Origin of the sequence: Cupriavidus alkaliphilus (assembly GCF_014191175.1) — a bacterium.
Taxonomy (GTDB): Bacteria; Pseudomonadota; Gammaproteobacteria; order Burkholderiales; family Burkholderiaceae; genus Cupriavidus; species Cupriavidus alkaliphilus.
The window spans coordinates 1,103,427-1,124,884 of the sequence record NZ_JACHWE010000001.1 but is presented as its reverse complement, the minus strand read 5'-3'; the positions used below and the strand labels follow the sequence as shown (position 1 = coordinate 1,124,884).

At 68.1% G+C, this 21,458-nt stretch carries 19 protein-coding genes; 1 reads left to right on the top strand and 18 read right to left on the bottom strand.

Annotated elements, in window-relative coordinates; all coding sequences use genetic code 11:
• Positions 1 to 90 precede the first annotated feature (90 nt).
• The 13 genes from ssuE to FHX60_RS05280 form a co-directional block, all read right to left on the bottom strand.
• Positions 91 to 714, bottom strand: coding sequence for an NADPH-dependent FMN reductase (gene ssuE / locus FHX60_RS05340; protein WP_183282688.1), 624 nt, complete (start codon positions 712 to 714; stop codon positions 91 to 93).
• A gap of 74 nt (positions 715 to 788) precedes the next feature.
• Entirely contained in the window at positions 789 to 1,793 is a 1,005-nt protein-coding gene (locus FHX60_RS05335; protein WP_116600962.1) for a sulfate ABC transporter substrate-binding protein, read from the bottom strand.
• Between the two features lie 400 nt (positions 1,794 to 2,193).
• A complete protein-coding gene (locus tag FHX60_RS05330) occupies positions 2,194 to 2,736 on the bottom strand; it encodes a ferritin-like domain-containing protein (RefSeq protein WP_092308920.1) in 543 nt (180 codons plus the stop codon).
• A 262-nt stretch (positions 2,737 to 2,998) separates the two neighbouring features.
• Complete coding sequence (gene clpB, locus FHX60_RS05325) at positions 2,999 to 5,587, bottom strand: ATP-dependent chaperone ClpB (RefSeq protein WP_092308938.1); 2,589 nt, start codon at positions 5,585 to 5,587, stop codon at positions 2,999 to 3,001.
• A 223-nt stretch (positions 5,588 to 5,810) separates the two neighbouring features.
• Positions 5,811 to 6,692, bottom strand: a complete 882-nt coding sequence (locus tag FHX60_RS05320) for a MaoC/PaaZ C-terminal domain-containing protein (RefSeq protein WP_183282687.1) — start codon at positions 6,690 to 6,692, stop codon at positions 5,811 to 5,813.
• Positions 6,692 to 8,833: a D-(-)-3-hydroxybutyrate oligomer hydrolase gene (locus FHX60_RS05315; RefSeq protein WP_183282686.1), complete on the bottom strand. Its 2,142-nt coding sequence runs from the start codon at positions 8,831 to 8,833 to the stop codon at positions 6,692 to 6,694. The genes FHX60_RS05320 and FHX60_RS05315 overlap by 1 nt, the downstream gene beginning before the upstream one ends.
• 128 nt (positions 8,834 to 8,961) lie before the next feature.
• Complete coding sequence (locus FHX60_RS05310; protein WP_183282685.1) at positions 8,962 to 10,515, bottom strand: acyl-CoA synthetase; 1,554 nt, start codon at positions 10,513 to 10,515, stop codon at positions 8,962 to 8,964.
• Between the two features lie 14 nt (positions 10,516 to 10,529).
• Positions 10,530 to 11,606 (bottom strand): branched-chain amino acid ABC transporter permease, encoded by a 1,077-nt coding sequence (locus FHX60_RS05305; protein ID WP_183282684.1) that lies wholly within the window; start codon positions 11,604 to 11,606, stop codon positions 10,530 to 10,532.
• Between the two features lie 11 nt (positions 11,607 to 11,617).
• Complete coding sequence (locus FHX60_RS05300) at positions 11,618 to 12,646, bottom strand: branched-chain amino acid ABC transporter permease (RefSeq protein WP_183282683.1); 1,029 nt, start codon at positions 12,644 to 12,646, stop codon at positions 11,618 to 11,620.
• 111 nt (positions 12,647 to 12,757) lie between these two features.
• Positions 12,758 to 13,498 (bottom strand): ABC transporter ATP-binding protein, encoded by a 741-nt coding sequence (locus FHX60_RS05295; RefSeq protein ID WP_112774120.1) that lies wholly within the window; start codon positions 13,496 to 13,498, stop codon positions 12,758 to 12,760.
• Entirely contained in the window at positions 13,491 to 14,252 is a 762-nt protein-coding gene (locus FHX60_RS05290) for an ABC transporter ATP-binding protein (protein WP_183282840.1), read from the bottom strand. The genes FHX60_RS05295 and FHX60_RS05290 overlap by 8 nt, the downstream gene beginning before the upstream one ends.
• 92 nt (positions 14,253 to 14,344) lie before the next feature.
• On the bottom strand, positions 14,345 to 15,532 hold the full coding sequence (locus FHX60_RS05285; RefSeq protein WP_092308957.1) for a substrate-binding domain-containing protein: 1,188 nt from the start codon (positions 15,530 to 15,532) through the stop codon (positions 14,345 to 14,347).
• Between the two features lie 115 nt (positions 15,533 to 15,647).
• The gene (locus FHX60_RS05280; protein WP_112774119.1) at positions 15,648 to 16,307 is read right to left on the bottom strand and encodes a TetR/AcrR family transcriptional regulator; all 660 of its coding nucleotides are present in this window, start codon (positions 16,305 to 16,307) and stop codon (positions 15,648 to 15,650) included.
• Positions 16,308 to 16,568: 261 nt separating this feature from the next.
• Here FHX60_RS05280 and FHX60_RS05275 point away from each other — a divergent pair, with 261 nt between their 5' ends.
• Positions 16,569 to 17,444, top strand: a complete 876-nt coding sequence (locus tag FHX60_RS05275; RefSeq protein WP_183282682.1) for an alpha/beta fold hydrolase — start codon at positions 16,569 to 16,571, stop codon at positions 17,442 to 17,444.
• Here the strand turns inward: FHX60_RS05275 and crcB are convergent.
• The 5 genes from crcB to thrC all read right to left on the bottom strand — a co-directional run bounded on the left by crcB (position 17,426) and on the right by thrC (position 21,445).
• On the bottom strand, positions 17,426 to 17,806 hold the full coding sequence (gene crcB / locus FHX60_RS05270) for a fluoride efflux transporter CrcB (RefSeq protein ID WP_183282681.1): 381 nt from the start codon (positions 17,804 to 17,806) through the stop codon (positions 17,426 to 17,428). The two genes, FHX60_RS05275 and crcB, sit on opposite strands and share 19 nt — an antisense overlap.
• Positions 17,806 to 18,291, bottom strand: a complete 486-nt coding sequence (gene moaE / locus FHX60_RS05265) for a molybdopterin synthase catalytic subunit MoaE (protein ID WP_092308966.1) — start codon at positions 18,289 to 18,291, stop codon at positions 17,806 to 17,808. Before moaE ends, crcB begins: the two co-directional genes overlap by 1 nt.
• Position 18,292: 1 nt before the next feature.
• On the bottom strand, positions 18,293 to 18,550 hold the full coding sequence (gene moaD, locus FHX60_RS05260) for a molybdopterin converting factor subunit 1 (protein WP_111517778.1): 258 nt from the start codon (positions 18,548 to 18,550) through the stop codon (positions 18,293 to 18,295).
• A 39-nt stretch (positions 18,551 to 18,589) separates the two neighbouring features.
• The gene (locus FHX60_RS05255; protein WP_183282680.1) at positions 18,590 to 19,828 is read right to left on the bottom strand and encodes a molybdopterin molybdotransferase MoeA; all 1,239 of its coding nucleotides are present in this window, start codon (positions 19,826 to 19,828) and stop codon (positions 18,590 to 18,592) included.
• Between the two features lie 171 nt (positions 19,829 to 19,999).
• Entirely contained in the window at positions 20,000 to 21,445 is a 1,446-nt protein-coding gene (thrC, locus tag FHX60_RS05250; protein ID WP_112774115.1) for a threonine synthase, read from the bottom strand.
• Positions 21,446 to 21,458 lie beyond the last annotated feature (13 nt).

Here is a 21,458-nt window from a genome sequence, read left to right as displayed (position 1 = left end):
ACGCCGCCCTGCCGGCCCCGCGTGGCGGGTGGCATGGTGTCGCTGCCATTGCGCCGGGCTGGCCGGCGCCACTACAGTCAAGCCATCAGTTCAGGCGGAACATCGCCCGGCCGCCGCGACCGCGGCGGCGCGGCGGACATAGGCGCCGGGCACCACGTCGAGCGGCACCTCGATGCGGGCATGCGCCAACGCATCGCGCACGCGCAGGACGCCTTCGTCCAGCCGCGCCGCCAGCGCGGCATCGAAGCGCCCCTGGCGCGCGCCGGCGGCATCGACCGCTTCGATCTGCTGGTCCACGGCGAAGATGCCGGGCAGGATCTGGCGCGAGCCGAGTGCGGCCAGCACCGGCCGCAGCGCGTAGTCGATCGCCAGCGCATGCGCGAGGCTGCCACCCGTGGCGATCGGCAACACGATCTTGTCGCGCAGACCGGTCTGCGGCAGCATGTCCAGGAAGGCTTTGAGCAGGCCGCTGTAGGCGGCCTTGTAGACCGGCGTGGCCAGTACCACCACCTGCGCCTCGGCCACGGCACGGGTGGCGGCATCGATGGCCGGGTCGTCGGCGCGCGCGGCCAGCAGCGGGCCGGCGGGAAGCTCGCGCAGCTCGAGATGGCGGGTGCGTTCGCCGGCAGCCTCGAGCGCCGTGCGCAGGTGCGCCAGCACGAGACCGGAGCGGGACTGGGCCGACGGGCTGCCGGAGAGCGTCAGGATGGACATCGGGCTTCCTTGTTCGGATGGACCGGTCGACGCCGCGGCCGCCCCACGCGGCCCGGCGCGCCGGTCTGGGGGTCTTATTTCTTGCCGGGCTGGTAGATCTGGTCGAACGAGCCGCCGTCGGCGAAGTGAGTCTTCTGCGCCTTCTGCCAGCCGCCGAACACCTCGTCGATGGTGAACAACTTCACCTTCGGGAAATTGGCGGCATACTTGGCCGCGACCTTCTGCGAGATGGGGCGGTAGTAATTCTTCGCCGCGATCTCCTGCCCTTCATCGGTGTAGAGGAACTGCAGGTAGGCCTCGGCCGCCTTGCGCGTGCCCTTCTTGTCGACCACCTTGTCGACCACCGCCACCGGCGGCTCGGCCAGGATCGACACCGACGGCGCGACGATGTCGAACTTGTCCGGGCCCAGCTCCTTGATCGCCAGGATGGCTTCGTTCTCCCACGCGATCAGCACATCGCCCAAGCCGCGTTCGACAAAGGTGGTGGTGGCGCCGCGCGCGCCCGAATCCAGCACCGGCACATGCTTGAGCAGTTCGCCGACGAAGTCGCGCGCCTTGGCATCGTTGCCGCCCGGCTGGCGCAGCGCATAGCCCCATGCCGCCAGGTAGTTCCAGCGCGCGCCGCCCGAGGTCTTGGGATTGGGGGTGATCACCTGCACGCCGGGCTTGACCAGGTCGCCCCAGTCCTTGATGCCCTTGGGATTGCCTTTGCGCACCAGGAACACGATGGTGGAGGTGTACGGCGAGGCGTTGTGCGGCAGGCGCTTCTGCCAGTCCGGCTTGATCAGGCCCTTTTCGGCGATGGCGTCGATGTCGTAGCCCAGCGCCAGCGTGACCACGTCGGCGTCGAGCCCGTCGATCACCGAGCGCGCCTGCTTGCCCGAGCCGCCGTGCGACTGGCGCACGTTCACGGCGTCGCCACCCTGCGCCTTCCAGGCCTTGGCGAAGGCGGCGTTGACATCGACATACAGCTCGCGCGTCGGATCGTAGGAAACGTTCAGCAGGTTGGCAGCGCTCGCGGTCTGCGCCGCGCCGATTGCTGCCAGCACGGCCAGGCCGATGGCCAGTTTGCGAATCATCTTGTGTTGCTCCCGTCAGTGTCGTGAATGGCGCCTTGCGCCTGTTTGCGTGGCCCGCCTGGCGGGCGGGCTGGTGTCAGGAGCAAGACTACCGACGGGGCAATCCGAACGGAACGAAGGGTTTCGCCGATCCTTCGCCGTTTTCTGCATAAGATCCGGCGGAAATATGGGCATGCCCGGGAAGGGATACTCACCGCGCCGCGAAACCCAGGGCACAGGTGGCGCAAACAGCACGCCCAAAAGAAAACGCCCGCACCGGCAAACCGGTGCGGGCGAAGTTTCCATTCTGGAAACGGGTAGACAAGTCATGAAGAGCGCCCCCGCATCTCCATGACAGGGCAGATCTTATCGGGCCGGCCGCGGCCGCGGCTTGACCAATATCAAGTGCGCGGCAATCGCATCAGCCGCCGCCCTGCCGGCTCAACAGGTCGGCCATCTCGTCGGCATGCTCCTCTTCCACCGCCAGGATCGATTCCATCAGCCGGCGCGAAGTCGGGTCGCGCTCGCCCAAAAACTGGATGATCTCCCGGTAGCTGTCGATGGCAATGCGCTCGGCCACCAGGTCTTCCTTGATCATGTCGGTCAGCGAGGTGCCGGCCACATACTCCGCATGCGAACGGCTGGTCAGGCCGTCCGGCGCAAAGTCAGGCTCGCCGCCCAGCTGGACGATGCGCTCGGCAATCTGGTCGGCATGGCCTTGTTCTTCGTTGGAATGCGCCAGGAATTCATCGGCCACGCTCTTCGAGTTCGGGCCCTTGGCCATGAAGTAATGGCGACGGTAGCGCAGCACGCAGACCAGTTCGGTGGCCAGCGCGTCGTTCAGCAACTTCAGCACGGTGTCACGGTCCGCAGCGTAGCCCGCGGTCACCGCACCTTCGTCGATGTGCTGGCGGGCACGCTCGCGCAGGGTCTTGACGTCTGTAAGGAAAGGCTTGTCGTTCATAAAGGGCTCCTGGGGATCGGGCTGCGTCGGCGCAGCGCCTTGTAGGGAAACTCAACCCTTTTGTAACGCGAAAAGTGTGCCACTCGGTGCCGGCCAGCCATTCCTTGGCGGCCGCGGCTCCCCCACACATTGCCGCGTGAAATATTTGCACGCATGCGGACCGCATTACACGGCGTCGATGATAAAAAAAAATCCCTGCGCTCTCGCGCAGGGATGGTTCGGCAGCTTGTCGGCGCCCCCTTTTCGGGGGCCACCGCCGGGCTCAATCCAGCTTCCGCCCGAAGGTGAACTCGCCATCGGCATAATCCACCGGCACCAGGTCCTTGGCCGCGAACTTGCCCTCGAGGATGGCCCGTGCCACCGGGTTCTCGATCTGCTGCTGGATCGCGCGCTTGAGCGGCCGCGCGCCGAACACCGGGTCGTAACCCGCGCTCGCGATTTTTTCCAGCGCCTCGTCGCTGACCTCCAGCGTCATGTCCATGCGGGCCAGGCGGGCCTGCAGGCGCTGCAGCTGGATGCGCGCGATCGACTCGATATGCTTCTGGTCGAGCGCGTGGAACACCACTACTTCATCGATCCGGTTCAGGAATTCCGGCCGGAAATGCGTGCGCACCTCTTGCCAGACCGCGCCCTTGATCGCTTCCTGCGGCTCGCCGCTCATGGCCTGGATGATCTGCGAACCCAGGTTGGACGTCATCACGATCACCGTGTTCTTGAAGTCCACGGTGCGGCCCTGGCCGTCGGTCAGGCGGCCGTCGTCCAGCACCTGCAGCAGCACGTTGAAGACGTCCGGGTGGGCCTTCTCGACTTCGTCGAGCAGCACCACGCTGTACGGCTTGCGGCGCACGGCTTCGGTCAGGTAACCGCCTTCTTCATAGCCGACATATCCCGGCGGCGCGCCGATCAGGCGGCTGACGCTGTGCTTCTCCATGAATTCGCTCATGTCGATGCGGATCAGGTGTTCTTCCGAATCGAACATGAACTCGGCCAGCGCCTTGCACAGCTCGGTCTTGCCGACGCCGGTCGGGCCCAGGAACAGGAACGAGCCATAGGGCCGGTTCTCGTCCGCCAGCCCGGCACGCGAACGACGGATGGCGTCGGACACCAGCCGCACGGCCTCGTCCTGGCCCACCACGCGCCCATGCAGGCGGTCTTCCATCTTCAGCAGCTTCTCGCGCTCGCCCTGCATCATCTTCGATACCGGGATGCCGGTGGCGCGGCTGACCACTTCGGCGATTTCCTCGGCGCCCACCTGCGTGCGCAGCAGCTTGTTGGGCTGCTTCTGCTCGCTCGCCTCGGCATCGGTCGCGGCCTTGAGCTTGCCTTCCAGGCCCGGCAGCTTGCCGTACTGCAGCTCGGCCACCTTGTCCAGCTTGCCCTCGCGCTGCAGCTTGGCAATCTCCAGCTTGACCTTCTCGATCTCTTCCTTCAGCGCGGCCGTGCCCTGCGCGGCGCCCTTCTCCGCCTTCCAGATCTCATCGAGGTCGGCGTACTCCTTTTCCAGGCGCGTGATTTCCTGCTCGATCAGTTCCAGGCGCTTCAGCGAAGCCTCATCGGTTTCTTTCTTGACCGCCTCGCGCTCGATCTTCAGCTGGATGGTACGGCGCTCGAGCTTGTCCATCGACTCCGGCTTGGAATCGATTTCCATCTTGATGCGCGCGGCGGCCTCGTCGATCAGATCAATGGCCTTGTCGGGCAGGAAGCGGTCGGTGATATAGCGATGCGACAGCTCCGCCGCGGCGACGATGGCCGGGTCGGTGATCTCGACGCCGTGGTGCAGCTCATACTTCTCCTGCAGGCCGCGCAGGATGGCGATGGTGGCTTCCACGCTCGGCTCGTCCACCAGCACCTTCTGGAAGCGGCGCTCGAGCGCGGCATCCTTCTCGATGTACTTGCGGTATTCGTCCAGCGTGGTCGCGCCGATACAGTGCAGCTCGCCGCGCGCCAGCGCCGGCTTGAGCATGTTGCCCGCGTCGATCGCGCCCTCGGCCTTGCCGGCGCCGACCATGGTGTGGATCTCGTCGATAAAGACGATGGTCTGGCCCTCGTCCTTGGCGACGTCGTTCAGCACGGCCTTGAGCCGTTCCTCGAACTCGCCGCGGTACTTGGCGCCGGCCAGCAGGCCGGCCATGTCCAGCACCAGCACGCGCTTGTTCTTCAGGCTTTCCGGCACCTCGCCGTTGACGATGCGCTGCGCCAGGCCTTCGACGATGGCCGTCTTGCCGACGCCCGGCTCGCCGATCAGCACCGGGTTGTTCTTGGTGCGGCGCTGCAGGATCTGGATCGCGCGGCGGATTTCGTCGTCGCGGCCGATCACGGGATCGAGCTTGCCGATACGGGCGCGCTCGGTCAGGTCGATGGTGTACTTCTTCAGGGCTTCGCGCTGGCCTTCGGCCTCGGCGCTGTTGACCGAATCGCCGCCGCGCACGGCCTGGATCGCCGACTCGAGCGACTTGCGGTTGAGTCCGTGCTCGCGGGCGAGGCGGCCGGCGTCGCCCTTGTCGTCGGCGACGGCCAGCAGGAACAGCTCGCTGGCGATGAACTGGTCGCCGCGCTTGATCGCTTCCTTCTCGGTGGCATTGAGCAGGTTCACCAGGTCGCGGCCGATCTGGACCTCGCTGGTGCCCTGCACCTGCGGCAGCCGCTTGATGGCCGCGTCCAGCGCGGTCTGCAGGCCCTGCACGTTGGCGCCGGCGCGCGCCAGCAGCGCCTTGGCGGCGCCGTCGTCCTGCGCCAGCAGGGCACGCAGCACGTGCTGCGGATCGATGTACTGGTTGTCGTTGGCCAGCGCCAGGCTTTGCGCATCAGCCAGCGCTTCCTGGAACCGGGTGGTCAGCTTGTCAAGACGCATAAGGATTCCCTCTCTCGGATAGGTCGTGTCCTGATGCGGGGGCGATGGCGCCGGCCGGTTGCCGGCGCGCCCGTATGCCCTGCCGGACACTCGATGTCATACCGAAAGATAAGGCTTTGCCGTGACATTTCAAGGCCGCATTCCGCGCGCAATCGCGCCATCCGGCGTAGCGCCGCGCGGGCACGCCTGGATTACCCCATGTGATGCCCGAGATACGCAGCCGCTACGCGGCGCGCTCAGCGGCCTTGTCGGCGAGGTTGCGCACCAGCACCAGCGACTCGCCCTGCACCACCACCCGGCCGTCGGCGCCGGTGACCACGCTGGCGAGATTGACCAGGTCCTTGTCCGCGCGCAGCCGCACGATGCGCACGCGGGCCGTCAGCGGTTCGTCCAGCCGGGCCGGCGCGGCCAGCCGCAGCGACTGCTTCATCCAGCCGGTGCCGCGCCCGGGCAACCGGGTGCCGAGCAGGTCCGAGAACATGCCGGCCAGCAATGGCAGCGGCACCACGGGCCCGGCGAAACCGCGCGCGCGCGCGAAGTCCGCATCGGCGTGGAACGGGTTGGCATCGCCGGTGAGCGCGATGTACTCGTCCAGGTCCGCAGCGGTGAAGGCCCGAGCCGCGGCCGCCTGCTGGCCCGGACGCAGGCCGTACAGGGCCGCGTCGCCGTCCTGCGCAACCGGGTCCGCTCCGGCCGACTGGCCGGCCAGTGCGGCAGGAGCCGCGTCCGCCAGCCAGCGCGACTCGCCCACGGCCGTCACCCGCGGCGCCTGGCCGGGCCCGCCCGCACAGCTCACCGTGGTGGCGTAGGCGGCAAGCCCGGCGGGCGCCGGCTGCGCAGACAGCGCACACTGCACCGCATCGCCGACGAACGCCGGCGTTGGGAACATCAGCGTCTGCGCGACCGGCAAGGCCGGCCGCGGCAGTCGCCGCGCGCTATGCGCGCACAGCAGCGAGAACAGCAACATGCCGTGCGCCACCGTGGCACCGAAATGCGTGCCACGGGCAAAGGCCGGATCGCAGTGGATCGGGTTGTCGTCGCGCGACAGCGCGGCGAAGCGGTCGAAATCGCGCTGCGACAGCACGCGCGGCGGGTCGTCGTGCATCAGTCGGGCACCTGTACGGTATTGGCGTTGACGGTGATGGCGTTGCCGGGCGCCGGCGTGGCGGCGAACGGCGGCACGTTGGACGGCAACAGCGCCGGCGCCGGGGTGTTGAGGGTGCCGCCGCGCGGCGTGGTCCGCACCACCTGCGAGGGCGGCAGCGCCTTGCCGGCGGTCAGGTTGTCGTAGACCGCGTCGAGGGCCCGGTTCAGGTAGACGTGCAGCGGCACATAGCGGTTGCTGTAGCCCGGCACCAGGCCGATGAAGGCATCGAAGTGCTGGGCGTTTTCGACCTCCACGTAGGACAGCTTGCTGGTCACGCCTTCCTGCTGGCGGTTCAGGCCCAGGTAGGGGCGCGAGGTATGGTTGACCGGCAGCAGCGCGTCGCTGCGCCCATGCACGATCAGCGCCGGCTTGCCGCGCAGGTTGCCATTGCGCAGCGTCAGCGCCTGGCCGGCCTGGAGCGCAAGTGCCGCGCCATCGGCGCCGGTCAGCAGGTTGCGCAGGCAGCTGGCGCCGTCGTAGTTGAGGTCGGCGCGCTGAGTCGAGGCGGACACGGACGGCAGGTTCAGATAGGGCCCGTGCTGCGGATCGCGGTCGTTGATCAGCTGGACCGGCGCCTGCGGCGGAATGCCGTTGCCGGTGGCGTACATCGACGCCAGCGCGGCCGGCGCGATCGCGGCGGGCTTCAGGTCGGTCAGCGTGGCGGCAAAGCTGTAGCCGCACAAGCGGTCGGTCACGCTGGCCTGCGCATAGGCGTTGGCGTAGGTGACCGAGATCGCGGCCGCTACGTCGAACGCGGCCAGCGACGGGTGCAGGTCGTCCGATTCCGCTTCCCAGCCGGCGGCACGCAGCGCCTGCAGCGCGCTGGCGCTCTGCTGGTCGGTGTTGGCACCGGTGACCAGCCCTTTCTCGGCCAGCGTCTGGCAGCGCGCGGCGAAGAACGGCGCCATGGTCGGGTTGGTGTAGAACGGCGCCTGCGCCAGCGCAGTGGCACGCCCGGCGCAGTGCTGCAGCAGGTTGGCGGTGGTGGTGTAGTCGTACAGCGTCAGGCCTGACGCCGCCACCTGTGCCGCGCCGCGACGCACCACGATGCCGGTATTGGGCGGCATGTTCAGGTTGGGCTCGGCCACCGCGACGCCGTCGATCAGGCCGCCGGCATCCTGTTCCGCGGCCGCCACGGCGGCGCCGCCGCCATTGGACACGCTCGATGCGATCACCAGCACCTGGTCCTGGCCCAGCGTGCGCTGGCGCGTGCCGTTGGCCGACACGGCGCCGAAGCGGTCATTGATGGCCCACAGCGCGAACTCCACCGCCTGCAGCGTGAACCTGCCCCAGTCCTTCTCCGGGTTGCGCTGCGAGTGCGCGTGCTTGAACGCGAGCCGGTGCGGGTTGGCGGCGGTGAATTCGGCCAGCGAGGTGGCGCCGGCCGGCGCAGCAAAGTGCGCGTTCTTGCCGGCGGCCGCGCGCGTGGTGCGGGTGCCGTCGATCAGCGGCACCGTGTCGGTATCCAGGTCATGCGGCGCGGCGCCGGTGCCCTTGTCGGTATAGGCCACCGCGCAGCCGCGCTTCAGGCCCCATTCGCCGGTGCCGATGGCGCCATACACGCCGCGCGAGCCCGACGAGGTCGCGGTGATCAGGCACGGCCTGGCGGGGTTGAACGTGCTCGGTATCTGCACCAGCATGGTCACGTTCTGCTGGCCCGAGCCGTCGTCCGAGTACGCCACGTACTCGACGCCCGCGACCTTGCCTTCCGACGCCGTGACATTGCCCTGCGCGTCGATGTTGGGCCCATAGAGCGAGCCATAGCCGCCGCCGGCGCTGGTATCGACAATGGCGCGATAGTTGGTATAGATCGCATAGCGCCGCAGCTCCGCCGCGGTCGGTGCGGCCGGGTTGAGCGGCAGTGGTGCCGTGCTGCCCGCCAGACCGTCCTTGCCCAGCCCTGCGGTCAGCAGGTCGTCGGTGGCGCCGTCGTAGCTGCTGGTGGTAACCGCGCCGATATAGGCGGGCTTGGTATTGGGGTTGCCGCCGTTGCCGTTGTCGTCGCTGGAGCCGCAAGCGGCCAGCATCGTTGCGGCCGCCGCCAGCGCCGTGAGCCTGAGGCCGCGGTGCCGCCGCGGCAAATGCTGAGTGGATTGCATGTCAACCTCCTTCTGTCGCCCCGCCTCGGGGCCGTCGAGACATACGTCGATGGAAGACTGCGAAAACTGCGAAGACTGCGACCGCGAACAACGGGTACAACATCAAACCACGGCAACCGGTGCGCACCTCAGCCGGTGTTGCCGGCAAGGGCCGCACGCAGCTTGTGCTTTTCCACCTTGCCGGACGGCGTACGTGGCAACGCCTCGAGAAAGCGCACCTGGCGCGGCACCTTGTAGCCGGCCAGGTGCGCCTTGCAGTGGGCGATCACGGCATCGGTGTCCAGCGCCGCACCGGGGCGCAGCACCACCAGGGCCATGCCGACCTCGCCCCAGCGCGGGTCCGGCGTGCCGATCACCGCGGCCTCGGCCACGCCCGGCAGCTGGAACAGCACGTTCTCGACCTCGGCCGGATAGATGTTCTCGCCGCCCGAGATAAACATGTCCTTGGCCCGGTCGACGATGTAGTAGTCGCCGTCCTCGTCGCAATAGGCGATGTCGCCGGAATGCAGCCAGCCGTCGCGCAGCGCCTGCGCGGTGGCCTCGGGCAGGTTCCAGTAGCCCGGCGTCACGCCCGGCCCCTTGATCAGCAATTCGCCGCGCTCGCCGGGGCCTGCGTCGACGCCGAGCGGATTGACGATGCGGGTCAGCATCGACCCCACCGGCTTGCCGATGCTGCCGAGCTTGCGGCGCGCGGTGTCCTCGTCGCAAACGAAGACCGTGGGGCCCGTCTCGGTCATGCCGAAGCCGAAGCGGATGGTCACGCCCTTGGCCAGGTAGGCTTCGAGCAACGGCCGGGGCACCGGCGAGCCGCCCGCCGCCATGTTGCGCACGCCGGACAGATCCGTTTGTGCGAAGCGCGGATGCTGGCTCAGGAACAGGTACACCGCCGGCACGGCGAAGAACATGGAGATGCCCTCGCCGCTGCCGCGGTCGAGCCGGGCCAGGACCGCCTGCGGCTCGAACTGCCGCATGATGTGCACGGTGCCGCCGGCGTGCAGCACCGGGTTGGCATACAGGTTCAGCCCCCCGGTATGGAAGAACGGCAGCACGTTGAGGAACACGTCGTCGCGCGTGATCTGGTTCGCCAGCATCGCGTTGACGGCGTTGAAGAACACCATGCCGTAGGTCTGGATCACGCCCTTGGGCTTGCCGGTGGTGCCTGAGGTGTACAGCAGGTGCCAGATTTCGTTCTCGTCGCGGCACGGCATCTCGATGATGCGTCCGGACGCGGCATCGAGCACGGCTTCATACTCGGGCCAGCCGCCGGGCACGTCGGCGGCTTCGTCATCGGCCAGGTGCAGCACCGCGCGCAGCGGCACCGCACTGGCCAGTTCCGCCGCCACGCCCAGAAAGCCGTCGCCCGCGATCAGCACTTGCGGCGTGCAGTCGTGCAGGATCGGCAGCAGTTCGGCCGCGGGCAGGCGCCAGTTCAGGCACACCATCACCATGCCGGCCTTGGCGCAGCCATACAGCATCTCGAGATAGTCGGAGCTGTTGTGCGCCAGCACCGCCACGCGCGAGCCCGGTGCCAGGCGCAGATGGTCGCGCAGGTATTCGGCGAAACGGCTGGCACGCTCGTCGGCATGGCGATAGGTCACGTGGCGGCCGCTCTCGACGTCCACCAGCGCGACCTTGTCGGGGAAATGCTGCGCGTTCCGGTGCAGCCAGTCGATCACGTACATGGGCTAGCCTCCGCTCAGCTGGCGATGTCGTGGACCGGCCCGCTGCCGCGCAGCCGGCCCACCACGCCCTGCGGGAAATAATAGACGCTCAGCACGAACAGCAGGCCCAGCCACAGCAGCCAGCGGTCCGGATGCAGCAGCGCCGACAGCAGCGGCAGCGCGGCGGTGCCGTCGCTGGCCAGCTTCATCACGTCCTGCAGGTAGGTCTGCGCCAGCAGGAACAGCACGGTGCCGATCACCGCGCCGTAGAGCGTGCCCATGCCGCCGATCACCACGATCAGCAGGATGTCGACCATGATCTCGAACGACAGCGAGGTGTCGGGTCCGTTGTAGCGCAACCAGACCGCCATCAGCACGCCCGCCAGCGTCGCGAACATCGCCGACAGCACCGTCGACACCGTGCGGTAGACCACGGTACGGTAGCCGATCGCCTCGGCACGGAAGTCGTTCTCGCGGATCGCCTGCAGCACCCGGCCGAACGGCGAGTTGACGATGCGCAGCAGCGCCAGGAACAGCACCAGCGCGCCGGCGAACACCAGGTAATAGCTGAGCAGCTTGCCGCTCAGCGGCACGCCCAGCCATTCGGCGTCGCCCAGCGTAAAGCCGGGGCGCAGCACCTCGGGCACCTTGAAGGTCAGTCCGTCCTCGCCGCCGGTCCACTCCGACAGCTGCGAGACCAGCGTGGCGAAGGCGCTGGCCACCGCCAGCGTGATCATGGCAAAGAAGATCGCCCGCACCCGCAGCGAGAACAAGCCGATCAGGAAGGCCAGCAGCGCCGACACCGCCAGCGCGCCCGCCGTGCCGGCCAGCAATGCGCCCCAGCCGGGCTCCATGCGCGACATGGCGATGGCCACGCCATAGCCGCCGATGCCGAAGAACATGGTGTGGGCAAACGAGACAATGCCGGTATAGCCCAGCAGCAAATCGTAGCTGGCCACCAGCACCACGAAGATGCAGATCTTGGCCGCCATGTTGAGCGCGCGCGCGCCGGGGAACGCAAACGGCGCGCACGCCAGCGCAATCAGGATCAGCAGCAGCAGCGCCGCCAGCACGCGGCTGCGCGGCAGGTCGCCGGAGAGCAGTCGGATCATGGTCGTTCTCCTCAGCGCCGCGCCACCGGGAACAGCCCTTGCGGGCGCCACAGCAGGATCAGCATCATCAGCAGGATGTTGGAGAACAGCGCCACCTTGGGGAACAGGAAGCCGGTGTAGTTGGCCATCAGCCCCACCAGCAGTGCGCCGACGAAACAGCCGGTGGTGGACCCGAGCCCGCCGATGATGATCACGATGAAGATCAGCACATTGACCTGCGCGCCGATCGCCGCCGTGATGTTCTGCTGGTACAGCCCCCACAGCACGCCGCCAAGCCCGGCCAGCGCCGCCCCCGCGACGAATACGCCGATAAACAGGCGGCGCACCCGGTAGCCCAGCGCCTCGACCATCTCGCGGTTCTCCACCCCGGCGCGGATCAGCAGGCCGATGCGGGTGCGGTTGAGCAACAGCAGCATGGCGATGAAGATCACCAGCCCCAGCGCCATCGCGATCAGCCGGTACTTCTCGATCGCCGCGTCGCCCAGCAGCACCGCGCCGCGGAAGGTGGTGGGCACCTGCAGCGCGATGGTTTCCGGGCCCCAGATCGCCTTGATCAGCTGCTCGGCCACGATCATGCCGCCCATCGTGATCAGGATCTGCTTGAGGTGCTGGCCGTAGACCGGACGCACCACCACGCGCTCAAAGAACAGCCCGACCGCGCCGGCAGCCACCATCGCCGCGGCGATCGCCAGGGCAAAGACCGACAGGTTCTGCGCCAGGCTGTCGGCCTCGACCCAGCCCGCCAGCGGCAGCAGCACCGAGGCCGCGACATAGGCGCCCAGTGCGATGAAAGCGCCATGGCCAAAGTTGAGCACGTCCATCAGGCCGAACACCAGGGTCAGGCCGGACGACACCACGAAGATGATCATGCCCATCGCCAGGCCGGCGATGGTCAGCGTGAGCCACGTGGAGGGGCTGCCTACCAGGGGGAAGGCAAGCAGCATCAGCAGCGGCGCAAGTGCCAGCGGAGTCCAGTCGAGGCGGACCTTGGGCAGGGCAGCCGCCGCGCCTGCAGCGGGCAAGGTTGTAGAGGTTGTCATGTGTCTCGTCCTGCGCGGCATGGTCTTCCGCCTGCGCTTCTTCCAATCACTGATTGCTGGCTCCCTCTCCCGCAAGCGGGAGAGGGAGCCAGCCTGCGCAACTGAAAAGGCCTACTGGTGCGCCGCCAGCGATAAACCCAGCAGCCGCTGCTGCAATGCCTCATCCTCCGCCAGCGCCGCCATCGTGCCGGTATGCACCGTGCGGCCATCGTCCATCACCGCCACCGTATCGCCCACCGATTTCGCCATATGGAAGTTCTGCTCCACCAGCAGGATCGACACCTCGGTCTGCTTCAGCTCGCGGAACACATGGATCATGTTCTGGATGATCGCCGGCGCCAGCCCCTTGGTCGGCTCGTCGACGATCAGCAGCTGGCGCGGCTCGATGATGGCGCGCGCCACCGACAGCATCTGCTTCTGCCCGCCCGACAGCACGCCGGCGCGCTGGTGCCAGAACGTCTTCAGCGCCGGGAACATGCGGAACACCCAGTCCAGCCGGCGTTCGTCGATGGCGCCGGTGCGGGCGGCGAGGCGCATGTTCTCGGCCACGGTCAGGTCGGAGAACACGCTCATGTTCTCGGGCACGTAGGCAATGCCGGCCTGCGCGATCGCCGGCGTGCTGTGGCGCGTGATGTCGGCGCCGTTGAAAGCGACAGTGCCGGCGCTGGCCTGCCACAGGCCCATGATGGTGCGCAGCGTGGTGGTCTTGCCGGCGCCGTTGCGCCCCAGCAGCATGGTCACGCCGCCGCGCGGCACCGCGAAGCTGACGCCATGCAGGATGTGGTACGGGCCGATATGGGTCTGCACGTCCTGCAGCTGCAGGATCGGCTCTGCCGTGGTCGAGTCAGCCATGGCTGCCCTCCTCTTCCGGCAGGCCCAGATAGGCCTGCTGCACCACCGGCGATGCGATCACCTCGGCCGGATCGCCATCGGCCACCAGCGTGCCGTTGTGCAGCACGATGATGCGGTCGGCCAGCGAGCGCACCACATCCATCTTGTGCTCGACCAGCAGCACGGTCTTGCTGCGGTCCTGGCGGATCTCGCGGATCAGGTCCAGGATCACCGGCACTTCGTCGACGCTCATGCCCGCGGTGGGCTCGTCGAACATGAACACGCGCGGCTGCAGCGCGAGCAGGATGCCGACCTCCAGCTTGCGCTGGTCGCCATGCGGCAGCGATGCCACCGTCAGGTGGCGCTTGCCGGCCAGCGCCACCCGTTCCAGGATGGCCATGGCCTGCGCCTGCAGCGCGCGGTGGCCCGACCACATCGAGAACAGATCGATGCCGCGCTGCTGCCGCGCCTGCACCGCCAGCCGCACGTTCTCCAGCACCGACAGCTGCGGGAACAGGCTGGTCAGCTGGAACGCGCGGCCAATGCCGCGCCGGGTCTTCTGCGACACCGGCAGCCGCGTCACGTCCTCGCCGTCGAGCAGGATCTGCCCGGCAGTGGGCGGCAGCTGTCCCGAGATCAGGTTGAAATACGTGGTCTTGCCGGCGCCGTTGGGGCCGACGATGCAGGTCAGCTCACCGGCCCGGAACGCGCACGACACCGCATTGACGGCGACGTGGCCGCCAAAGCGGATGGTGAGCCCGCGCGTTTCCAGCAGCGGCCGCGCCGCGGACACCGCCGCGCCCGCGGGCTGGCCCGCCGGCTGCGACGGCGCGGGCGCGGTCCTGGCGTAGGAGGCTGGCGCGTCCATCAGCGGTGGTTGCGCACGGGCACGTTCATTTCCTCGGGCCTGATCTCGCGCACGAGCTCGGGCACGCCCCAGGCAAAGGCCGGGTCCACCTTGATCTTGAAGTGGTACATCGACTGCATCGCCTGGTGGTCTTCCTTGCGGAAGGTCATCCTGCCCTTGGGCGTGTCGAACGACATGCCTTCCATCGCCGCGATCAGCTTCTCGGTGCCGGTTTCGCCATGGGTCTTCTTCAGGGCTTCGACCAGCGCGATGCCCGCGCTCATGCCGCCGGCGGTGAAGAAATCGGGCGGCGCCTTGAACTTGCTGTAGTGGTTGGACACCAGCCATTCGTTGGCCTTGTTCTTGGGGATGCCGAAGTAGTAGTACGTGGCCCCTTCCATGCCCGGGAAGTTCTTGTAGCTGGCCATCGCGGGCAGGATGTTGCCGCCGGTGGCGATCTCGATGCCGTAGCGCTTGGGATCCAGGTCGGCGATCTTGAACGGGTTGCCGGCGCCGGCCCAGATGATGAAGATCACCTTGCGGCCGGGCTTGTCCTTGAGCGAATCGAACAGCCGCTGCGCGCCCGCGGTGAAGTCCGTGGTATTGGTCGGCAGGTATTCCTCATGCACGATCCTGGCGTGCTTGAGCGCGCCCTTGAAGGCCTTGACGCCGTCGCGGCCGAAGGCATAGTCCTGCGCCAGCGTGGCGATCTGCACGCCCGGCTTGTCCAGCGCCACCGCATTGGAAATCGCGTCCTGCGACGAATTGCGGCCGGTGCGGAAGATATAGCGGTTCCACTTGTCGCCGGTGATGGAGTCGGCCACGGCGGGCTCCACCAGCAGCACCTTCTTGTATTCCTCGGCCACCGGCAGCATCGCCAGCGCCGTGCCGGAGGACGTCGGGCCCACCGCGATGTCGGCGCGGTCGTCGCTGTAGGCCGCGGCCAGCTGGGCCTTGGCCACGTCCGGCTTGCCCTGGGTGTCCTTCTCGATCACCACCAGCTTGTTGCCGTTGACGGTCATGGTGCCGTTGGTGGCGTATTCCAGGCCCATCATCAGGCCGGTCTGGGTCTGCTTGGCATAGGCCTCGAGCGCGCCGGTCTTGTCGTAGACATGGGCGATGCGGATGTCCTTGGCCTGCGCGGCGCCGGCGCCGAGCAGCGCGGCGGCCAGGGCCAGGGCGCGCAGGGCGTGGGGGTTGCGATGCATTGCGGTCTCCTGGGTTCGGTCTCGTTTGTGTTTGTAGCGATGAAACCTGCTGCAACTGCGTGGCATGCCGGCGGCCGGCGCATGCGGGCCGGTACTGCGCAATCGCGCGTCGCGCCTATCGCGTTTGGCGCGGTTGCAGGCCATGCGCGATCAAGTCGAACGCGGTGTCGACCACCTTCTCCATCGATGGCGGACGCTTCCAGCGCGCATAGCGCATGCCGAGAAAATTGCTGATGCCGATCAGGCACCAGGCGCGCACCTCGGCATCGCCGGGCACGATTTCGCCCTGCTCTTCGGCGCGGGTCAGGCGCCGGCTGTAGAGCTCGGCGAATACCTGGAAATAGCTGCTGTAGATGGTCTCGTCGACCGAGTAAGAATCCAGCACGATCCGGTACAGGTTCTTGTGGCGCGAAACGAAGGACAGGAACGCCTTCAGGCCCAGGCGCTCGGCCTCCATCTGGGTTTCGGCGGCGCCAACGTGCTTGCGCAGGTGCGCGCGCACCAGTTCCAGCATGTGGGCGACCAGCGCGCGGAAGATGTCTTCCTTGTCCTTGAAGTACAGGTAGAAGGTGCCCATCGCCACCTTGGCTTCCTGCGTGATCTCGGAGATCGACGCGGCGTAGTAGCCCTTCTCGCCAAACACTTTCTCGGCGGCGCGCAGCAGCGCCTCGCGTGTCTTCTGCCCGCGCGCGGTCTTGGGCGGGCCCATGCCGCCGGCCGGGCCGGTGGCGTCGACGTCGGCTATGCCGGTGTCGCCAGTCTGGGTGGTGGACATCTTGTCTCCGGTGGCGCTGCGCGCCTTGTCATGGAAATGCCGACCGCTATGTGTATTGCCGGCGCCAGCGGGTCGTCGGCAGGCGCCTCCTCGCCCCTGCCGCCGACTTGCCGTCGCCCGGAACCGACATTCAGGCAAAACCTGATATCTGATTCATGTTTCATCGTATAAATTGCCCAGCGTGGATGTCAATAGAGGGGCACCCTCACCCCGGGGGCATCCGGGACATCCTTTACCCCTCCAGCCAGCCGAGACACGCCGTTGGACGCTTTCGATCCGGTACCCGCCAGCCCCGCCGCGCCACCCTATGCGCTTTATCCGGCGCGCGGCGCCCTGCCCGGCTGGCGCGAGGCTGGCCAGGGCCGGCCCCTGCTGCTGCTGCACGGCTGGTCCGTCAACGGCGCGGTCTTTGACGGACAGCGCGCGCTGGCGCTGGCCGGCTTCCGCGTGATCGCCCCGGACCATGCCGGGCATGGCCTGTCGCGGCAGCGCGCGGGCGCGACCATCGCGGAGCTTGCGCGCGACGTGGCCGCGCTGGTCGCGCACCTCGGGCTGGCTGACGTGGTGGTGGCGGGCTGGTCGATGGGTGCGATGGTGGCCTGGGCCCTGCTCCGCGACCAGCCGCAACTGCCGCTTGCGGCGGTCGGCAGCATCGACATGACGCCCCGCATGATCACTGACCAGGGCTGGCCGCATGGCCTGCACGGCCATTACGACCTGGCGCTCGCGAGGCAGATGGCGGACCGGGTTCGTGCCGACTGGCTACGGCTGGCGCCGTCGGTGGCTTCAGGCCTGTGGGCGGCGGGCCGGCGACCGGAGGCAGCGGCGACGCAGCGCGTCGCGCACATGGCGCAGCAGTGCGATGCCGCGGCCCTGGCCAGCTTGTGGGAAGACATGGCGCGGCAGGATTTTCGCGACACGCTGCGCGCGGCGCGCCTGCCGCTGTTCCATCTGTACGGTGAGTCCAGCCGGCTGTACGCGCCGGCGGTGGGTATTGCCACGCGGGCCTTGCACCCGGAGTCAGGGTTCAGCGTGGTGGCCGGTGCCGGCCACAGCCCGCATATGGAGCAGGCACAGGCTTTCAATGCCGCGCTGCTGACCCTGATCCGCGACGCCGATCAGGCCAGCATGCGATAGGTCCAGAGTCCCAGCGCGGTCAGCAGCAATGAGCCGCCGAGATGCAGCAGCAAGTGCATCGCCGCCCAGCCGTAGTCGCCGGCCATCAAGTTCGCCACGACCTCGCTCGAGAACGTCGAGAACGTGGTCAGCCCGCCGAGGAAGCCGGTAATGGCAAACAAGCGCCATTCCGGCGGCAGGCCGGCATGGGTATCGAAGAAGCCGACCGCCAGCCCGATCAGGTAGCCGCCCACCAGGTTGGCCGCGAGCGTGCCGTACGGCATCGCCGGATTGATGGCATTCCACAGCACCGAGAATCCCCAGCGCAGCCAGGCCCCCGCCGCGGCGCCGACACCGACGGCGAAAAACCCCAACGCGCCCATCAGGGCTGGTCCTCGCCGCTGGCGTTGATCGACTCGATGCCCCAGCGCTTCAACGCGTCTTCATCGGTCACCCGTGCATCGACCCAGCGCGCCCCCTCCGGCGTTTCTTCCTTCTTCCAGAAGGGCGCTTCGGACTTGAGGTAATCCATGATGAATTCGCACGCGGCGAAGGCGTTGCCGCGGTGCTTCGATGCCACCGCGACCAGCACGATCTGGTCCAGCGGCAGCAGCGGGCCGACGCGATGGATGACGGTGACGCCCAGCAGTTCCCAGCGCGCGCGCGCCGCCGCCTCGATCTGCGCCAGCGCCTTCTCGGTCATGCCCGGGTAATGCTCCAGCTCCATCGCGCTGACGGCGCTGCCCTCGCTGACGTCGCGCACGGTGCCGATAAAGCTGGCCACTGCGCCGACCTGCGGGTTATCGGCGCGCAGCGCCGCGACTTCGGCGCCAAGATCGAAATCCTCACGCTGCACCCTGACGCTCATCTCAGCCTCCGGTTACGGGCGGGAAAAACGCGACTTCGCAGCCGTCGGCAAGCGCGGTATCGGCGCGGGCGACGGCATGGTCAACGGCCATGCGCAGCGCGCGGCCCTCGGCCAGGGTCTCGGCCCAGGCGCCGCCACGCTGGCGCAGCCACTGACGCAGCGCGCCGACGGTGCGCACCTCGGGCGGCACGTCGGCGCGCTCGGCGGATACGCCGAGCTGCTCGCGCACGCTGGCAAAGAATCGGAGTTCGATGATCATTGCTGCCTTCTATATCCTGGGCATCCTTCATGCCGGCCGCTACGCGAGCAGGCCGTCAAACGGAATGAACTGCACGGTGTCGCCGCGCGCGATCGCCTGGTTGGGCGGATTGTCGATCAGGCCGTCGCCCCAGACGGTGGAGGTCAGCACGCCCGAGCTCTGGTTGGGGAACAGCTCCAGCCCGCCCTCGGCATTGAGTCGCGCGCGCAGGAATTCGTTGCGGCGGTCGCCCTTCTTCAGCTCGAAATCGGCGCGCAGCGGCAGGCGCCGCGGCGTCACGTCAGCCACGCCCTGCAGGCGCAGGATGAACGGGCGCACGAACAGCAGGAAGGTCACGAAGCTGGACACGGGGTTGCCAGGCAGCCCGAGGAAAAACGCCGGCTCGCTGCCGCTGCCGACCTGTCCGAATGCGAGCGGCTTGCCCGGCTTGATCGCGATCTGCCACATATCGAGCCGCCCTTCGGCCTCGACCGCGGGCTTGATATGGTCTTCCTCGCCGACCGAGACGCCGCCCGAGGTAATGATCAGGTCATGTCCCTGCGCCGCGCGGCGCAGGGTTTCGCGCGTGGCCGCCAGCGTATCGGGCACGATGCCGAAGTCGCTGACCTCGCAGCCCAGGTTTTCCAGCAGGCCGCGCAGCGTGAAGCGGTTGGAGTTGTAGATAGCGCCCGGCTTGAGCGGCTCGCCCGGCATCGCCAGTTCGTCGCCGGTGAAGAACACCGCGACGCGCACGCGGCGCACCACGTCCAGCTTCGCCTGGCCGACCGACGCGGCCAGCCCCAGTGCCTGCGGCGTCAGCCGCGTGCCGGCCGGCAGGATCACGCTGCCGGCTTCGATATCCTCGCCGGCGCGCCGCACCCACTCGCCGGATTGCGGCACGTGGTTGACGATCACGTCGTCGCCGTCGGCCGTGCATTGCTCCTGCATCACCACGGCATCGGCGCCGGGCGGAATCAGCCCGCCGGTGAAGATGCGCGCCGCGGTGCCGGGCTCCAGCGCAGTGCCGACATGGCCGGCGGGAATCCGTTGCGACACGCGCAGCCGCGTGCCCGCGGCCGGCACCTCGGCGGCGCGCACGGCGTAGCCGTCCATCGAGGTATTGTCGGCCGGCGGCACGCGCAGCGTGCTCGTCACCGGCGCCGCCAGCACGCGGCCGTTGGCGGCGAGCGTGTCGATCGACTCGGCCTGCGCCAGCGGGCGAGCGGCGCCAAGCAGCGCGTCGAGCGCCTGGGCCATGGTCAGCATCGGGGGACGGGAAGGTGCTGCGGCTTGGGTCATGGTGCGATGTGGGAAAGGGTTGGCCCACGAAAAACGGCCCGCGCATTGCCGGCACCCGCGCGCGGGGCTGGCAATCCGGGGACCGTGGATCGGGCCCGCAGCCTGATTGTAGCGAGTTGGGCCGGACCCGGCACGCGGCGGCGCCGCAGCCACGTGAGCGGCCCCGCGCGCTTACAGGCCGGTGTGGCGGGCGATATAGGCCTTCACCTGCGCGGCGTCGGCCGGCATCACCTCGAAGCGCTGCGGCAGGCTCTCGATGCCCTCGAACTTCGCCGGGCGCTCCGGCTCGTGGCCGAGCGCTTCGCGGATGGTGTCGGCAAACTTGGCCGGCAGCGCGGTTTCCAGCACCACCATCGGCACGCCGGCGCTGAGATGCTCGCGCGCCACCTTGATGCCGTCGGCGGTATGGGTATCGATGGTGACGCCATAGCGCGACGACAGGTCGCGGATGGTCGCCAGCCGGTCCTCGTGCGTGCTGCGTCCCGAGACGAAGCCGAACTGGCGGATGCGGTCGTATTCCGGCGTGCCCGCCAGGTCGAAGCCGCCCTTCTCTTCCACGTCGCGGAACAGCGCCGCCAGCTTGCCGGCGTCCTGGCCCAGCAGGTCGAACACGAAGCGCTCGAAGTTCGAGGCCTTGGAAATGTCCATGCTGGGGCTGGAGGTGTGGTAGGTCTCGGCCGATTTGCGCACGCGGTAGGCGCCGGTGCGGAAGAATTCGTCGAGCACGTCGTTCTCGTTGGTGGCGACCACCAGCTTGTCGATCGGCAAGCCCATCATGCGCGCGATATGGCCGGCGCAGACATTGCCGAAGTTGCCCGACGGCACGCAGAACGACACCTTCTGGCCCGGGCCATCGGTCGCCAGCAGCCAGCCCTTGAAGTAGTACACCACCTGGGCCACCACGCGCGCCCAGTTGATCGAGTTGACCGTGCCGATCTTCTGGCGCGCCTTGAAGGCGTGGTCGTTCGAGACCGCCTTGACGATGTCCTGGGCGTCGTCGAACACGCCGTCGATGGCGATGTTGAAGATGTTCGGGTCTTGCAGGCTGAACATCTGCGCGGTCTGGAACGCGCTCATCTTGCGGTGCGGGCTCAGCATGAAGACGCGGATGCCGCGCTTGCCGCGCATCGCGTATTCGGCGGCGCTGCCGGTGTCGCCCGAGGTGGCGCCCAGGATGTTCAGCTCCTGCCCGGCGCGCGCCAGCGCGTACTCGAACAGGTTGCCGAGCAGCTGCATCGCCATGTCCTTGAAGGCCAGCGTCGGGCCGTTGGACAGGCCCAGCAGCTGCAGCCTGGTGCCCCCTTCCTCGCCCAGCGTGCGCAGCGGCGTGATGTCGGCGGTGTTGTCGCCTTCGCGCGCGTTGCAGTACACCTCGGCGGTGTAAGTCTTGCGCGTCAGCGCGCGCAAGTCTTCGGCGGGAATGTCGTCGCAGAACTTGCGCAGGATCTCGTAGGCCAGGTCGGCGTACGGCAGCTTGCGCCACGCCTCCAGCTCATCGGCCGTGACCTGCGGATACTGCGCGGGCAGGTACAGGCCGCCGTCCGGCGCCAGGCCGCCAAGCAGGATCTCGGAAAACGATTGCGGCATCTCGTGGCCGCGGGTCGACTGGTATTTCATGACAATGGTCCGG

Coding starts and splice junctions, on each gene's coding strand:
- FHX60_RS05310 (WP_183282685.1), bottom strand. CDS start 10,515: ATGTACGTGATCGACTGGCTGCACCGGAACGCGCAGCATTTCCCCGAC.
- FHX60_RS05280 (WP_112774119.1), bottom strand. CDS start 16,307: ATGTCCACCACCCAGACTGGCGACACCGGCATAGCCGACGTCGACGCC.
- thrC (WP_112774115.1), bottom strand. CDS start 21,445: ATGAAATACCAGTCGACCCGCGGCCACGAGATGCCGCAATCGTTTTCC.
- crcB (WP_183282681.1), bottom strand. CDS start 17,806: ATGGGCGCGTTGGGGTTTTTCGCCGTCGGTGTCGGCGCCGCGGCGGGG.
- FHX60_RS05255 (WP_183282680.1), bottom strand. CDS start 19,828: ATGACCCAAGCCGCAGCACCTTCCCGTCCCCCGATGCTGACCATGGCC.
- FHX60_RS05335 (WP_116600962.1), bottom strand. CDS start 1,793: ATGATTCGCAAACTGGCCATCGGCCTGGCCGTGCTGGCAGCAATCGGC.
- FHX60_RS05305 (WP_183282684.1), bottom strand. CDS start 11,606: ATGATCCGACTGCTCTCCGGCGACCTGCCGCGCAGCCGCGTGCTGGCG.
- FHX60_RS05300 (WP_183282683.1), bottom strand. CDS start 12,646: ATGACAACCTCTACAACCTTGCCCGCTGCAGGCGCGGCGGCTGCCCTG.
- moaD (WP_111517778.1), bottom strand. CDS start 18,550: ATGATCATCGAACTCCGATTCTTTGCCAGCGTGCGCGAGCAGCTCGGC.
- FHX60_RS05315 (WP_183282686.1), bottom strand. CDS start 8,833: ATGCAATCCACTCAGCATTTGCCGCGGCGGCACCGCGGCCTCAGGCTC.
- FHX60_RS05320 (WP_183282687.1), bottom strand. CDS start 6,692: ATGCACGACGACCCGCCGCGCGTGCTGTCGCAGCGCGATTTCGACCGC.
- moaE (WP_092308966.1), bottom strand. CDS start 18,291: ATGAGCGTCAGGGTGCAGCGTGAGGATTTCGATCTTGGCGCCGAAGTC.
- clpB (WP_092308938.1), bottom strand. CDS start 5,587: ATGCGTCTTGACAAGCTGACCACCCGGTTCCAGGAAGCGCTGGCTGAT.
- ssuE (WP_183282688.1), bottom strand. CDS start 714: ATGTCCATCCTGACGCTCTCCGGCAGCCCGTCGGCCCAGTCCCGCTCC.
- FHX60_RS05285 (WP_092308957.1), bottom strand. CDS start 15,532: ATGCATCGCAACCCCCACGCCCTGCGCGCCCTGGCCCTGGCCGCCGCG.
- FHX60_RS05330 (WP_092308920.1), bottom strand. CDS start 2,736: ATGAACGACAAGCCTTTCCTTACAGACGTCAAGACCCTGCGCGAGCGT.
- FHX60_RS05295 (WP_112774120.1), bottom strand. CDS start 13,498: ATGGCTGACTCGACCACGGCAGAGCCGATCCTGCAGCTGCAGGACGTG.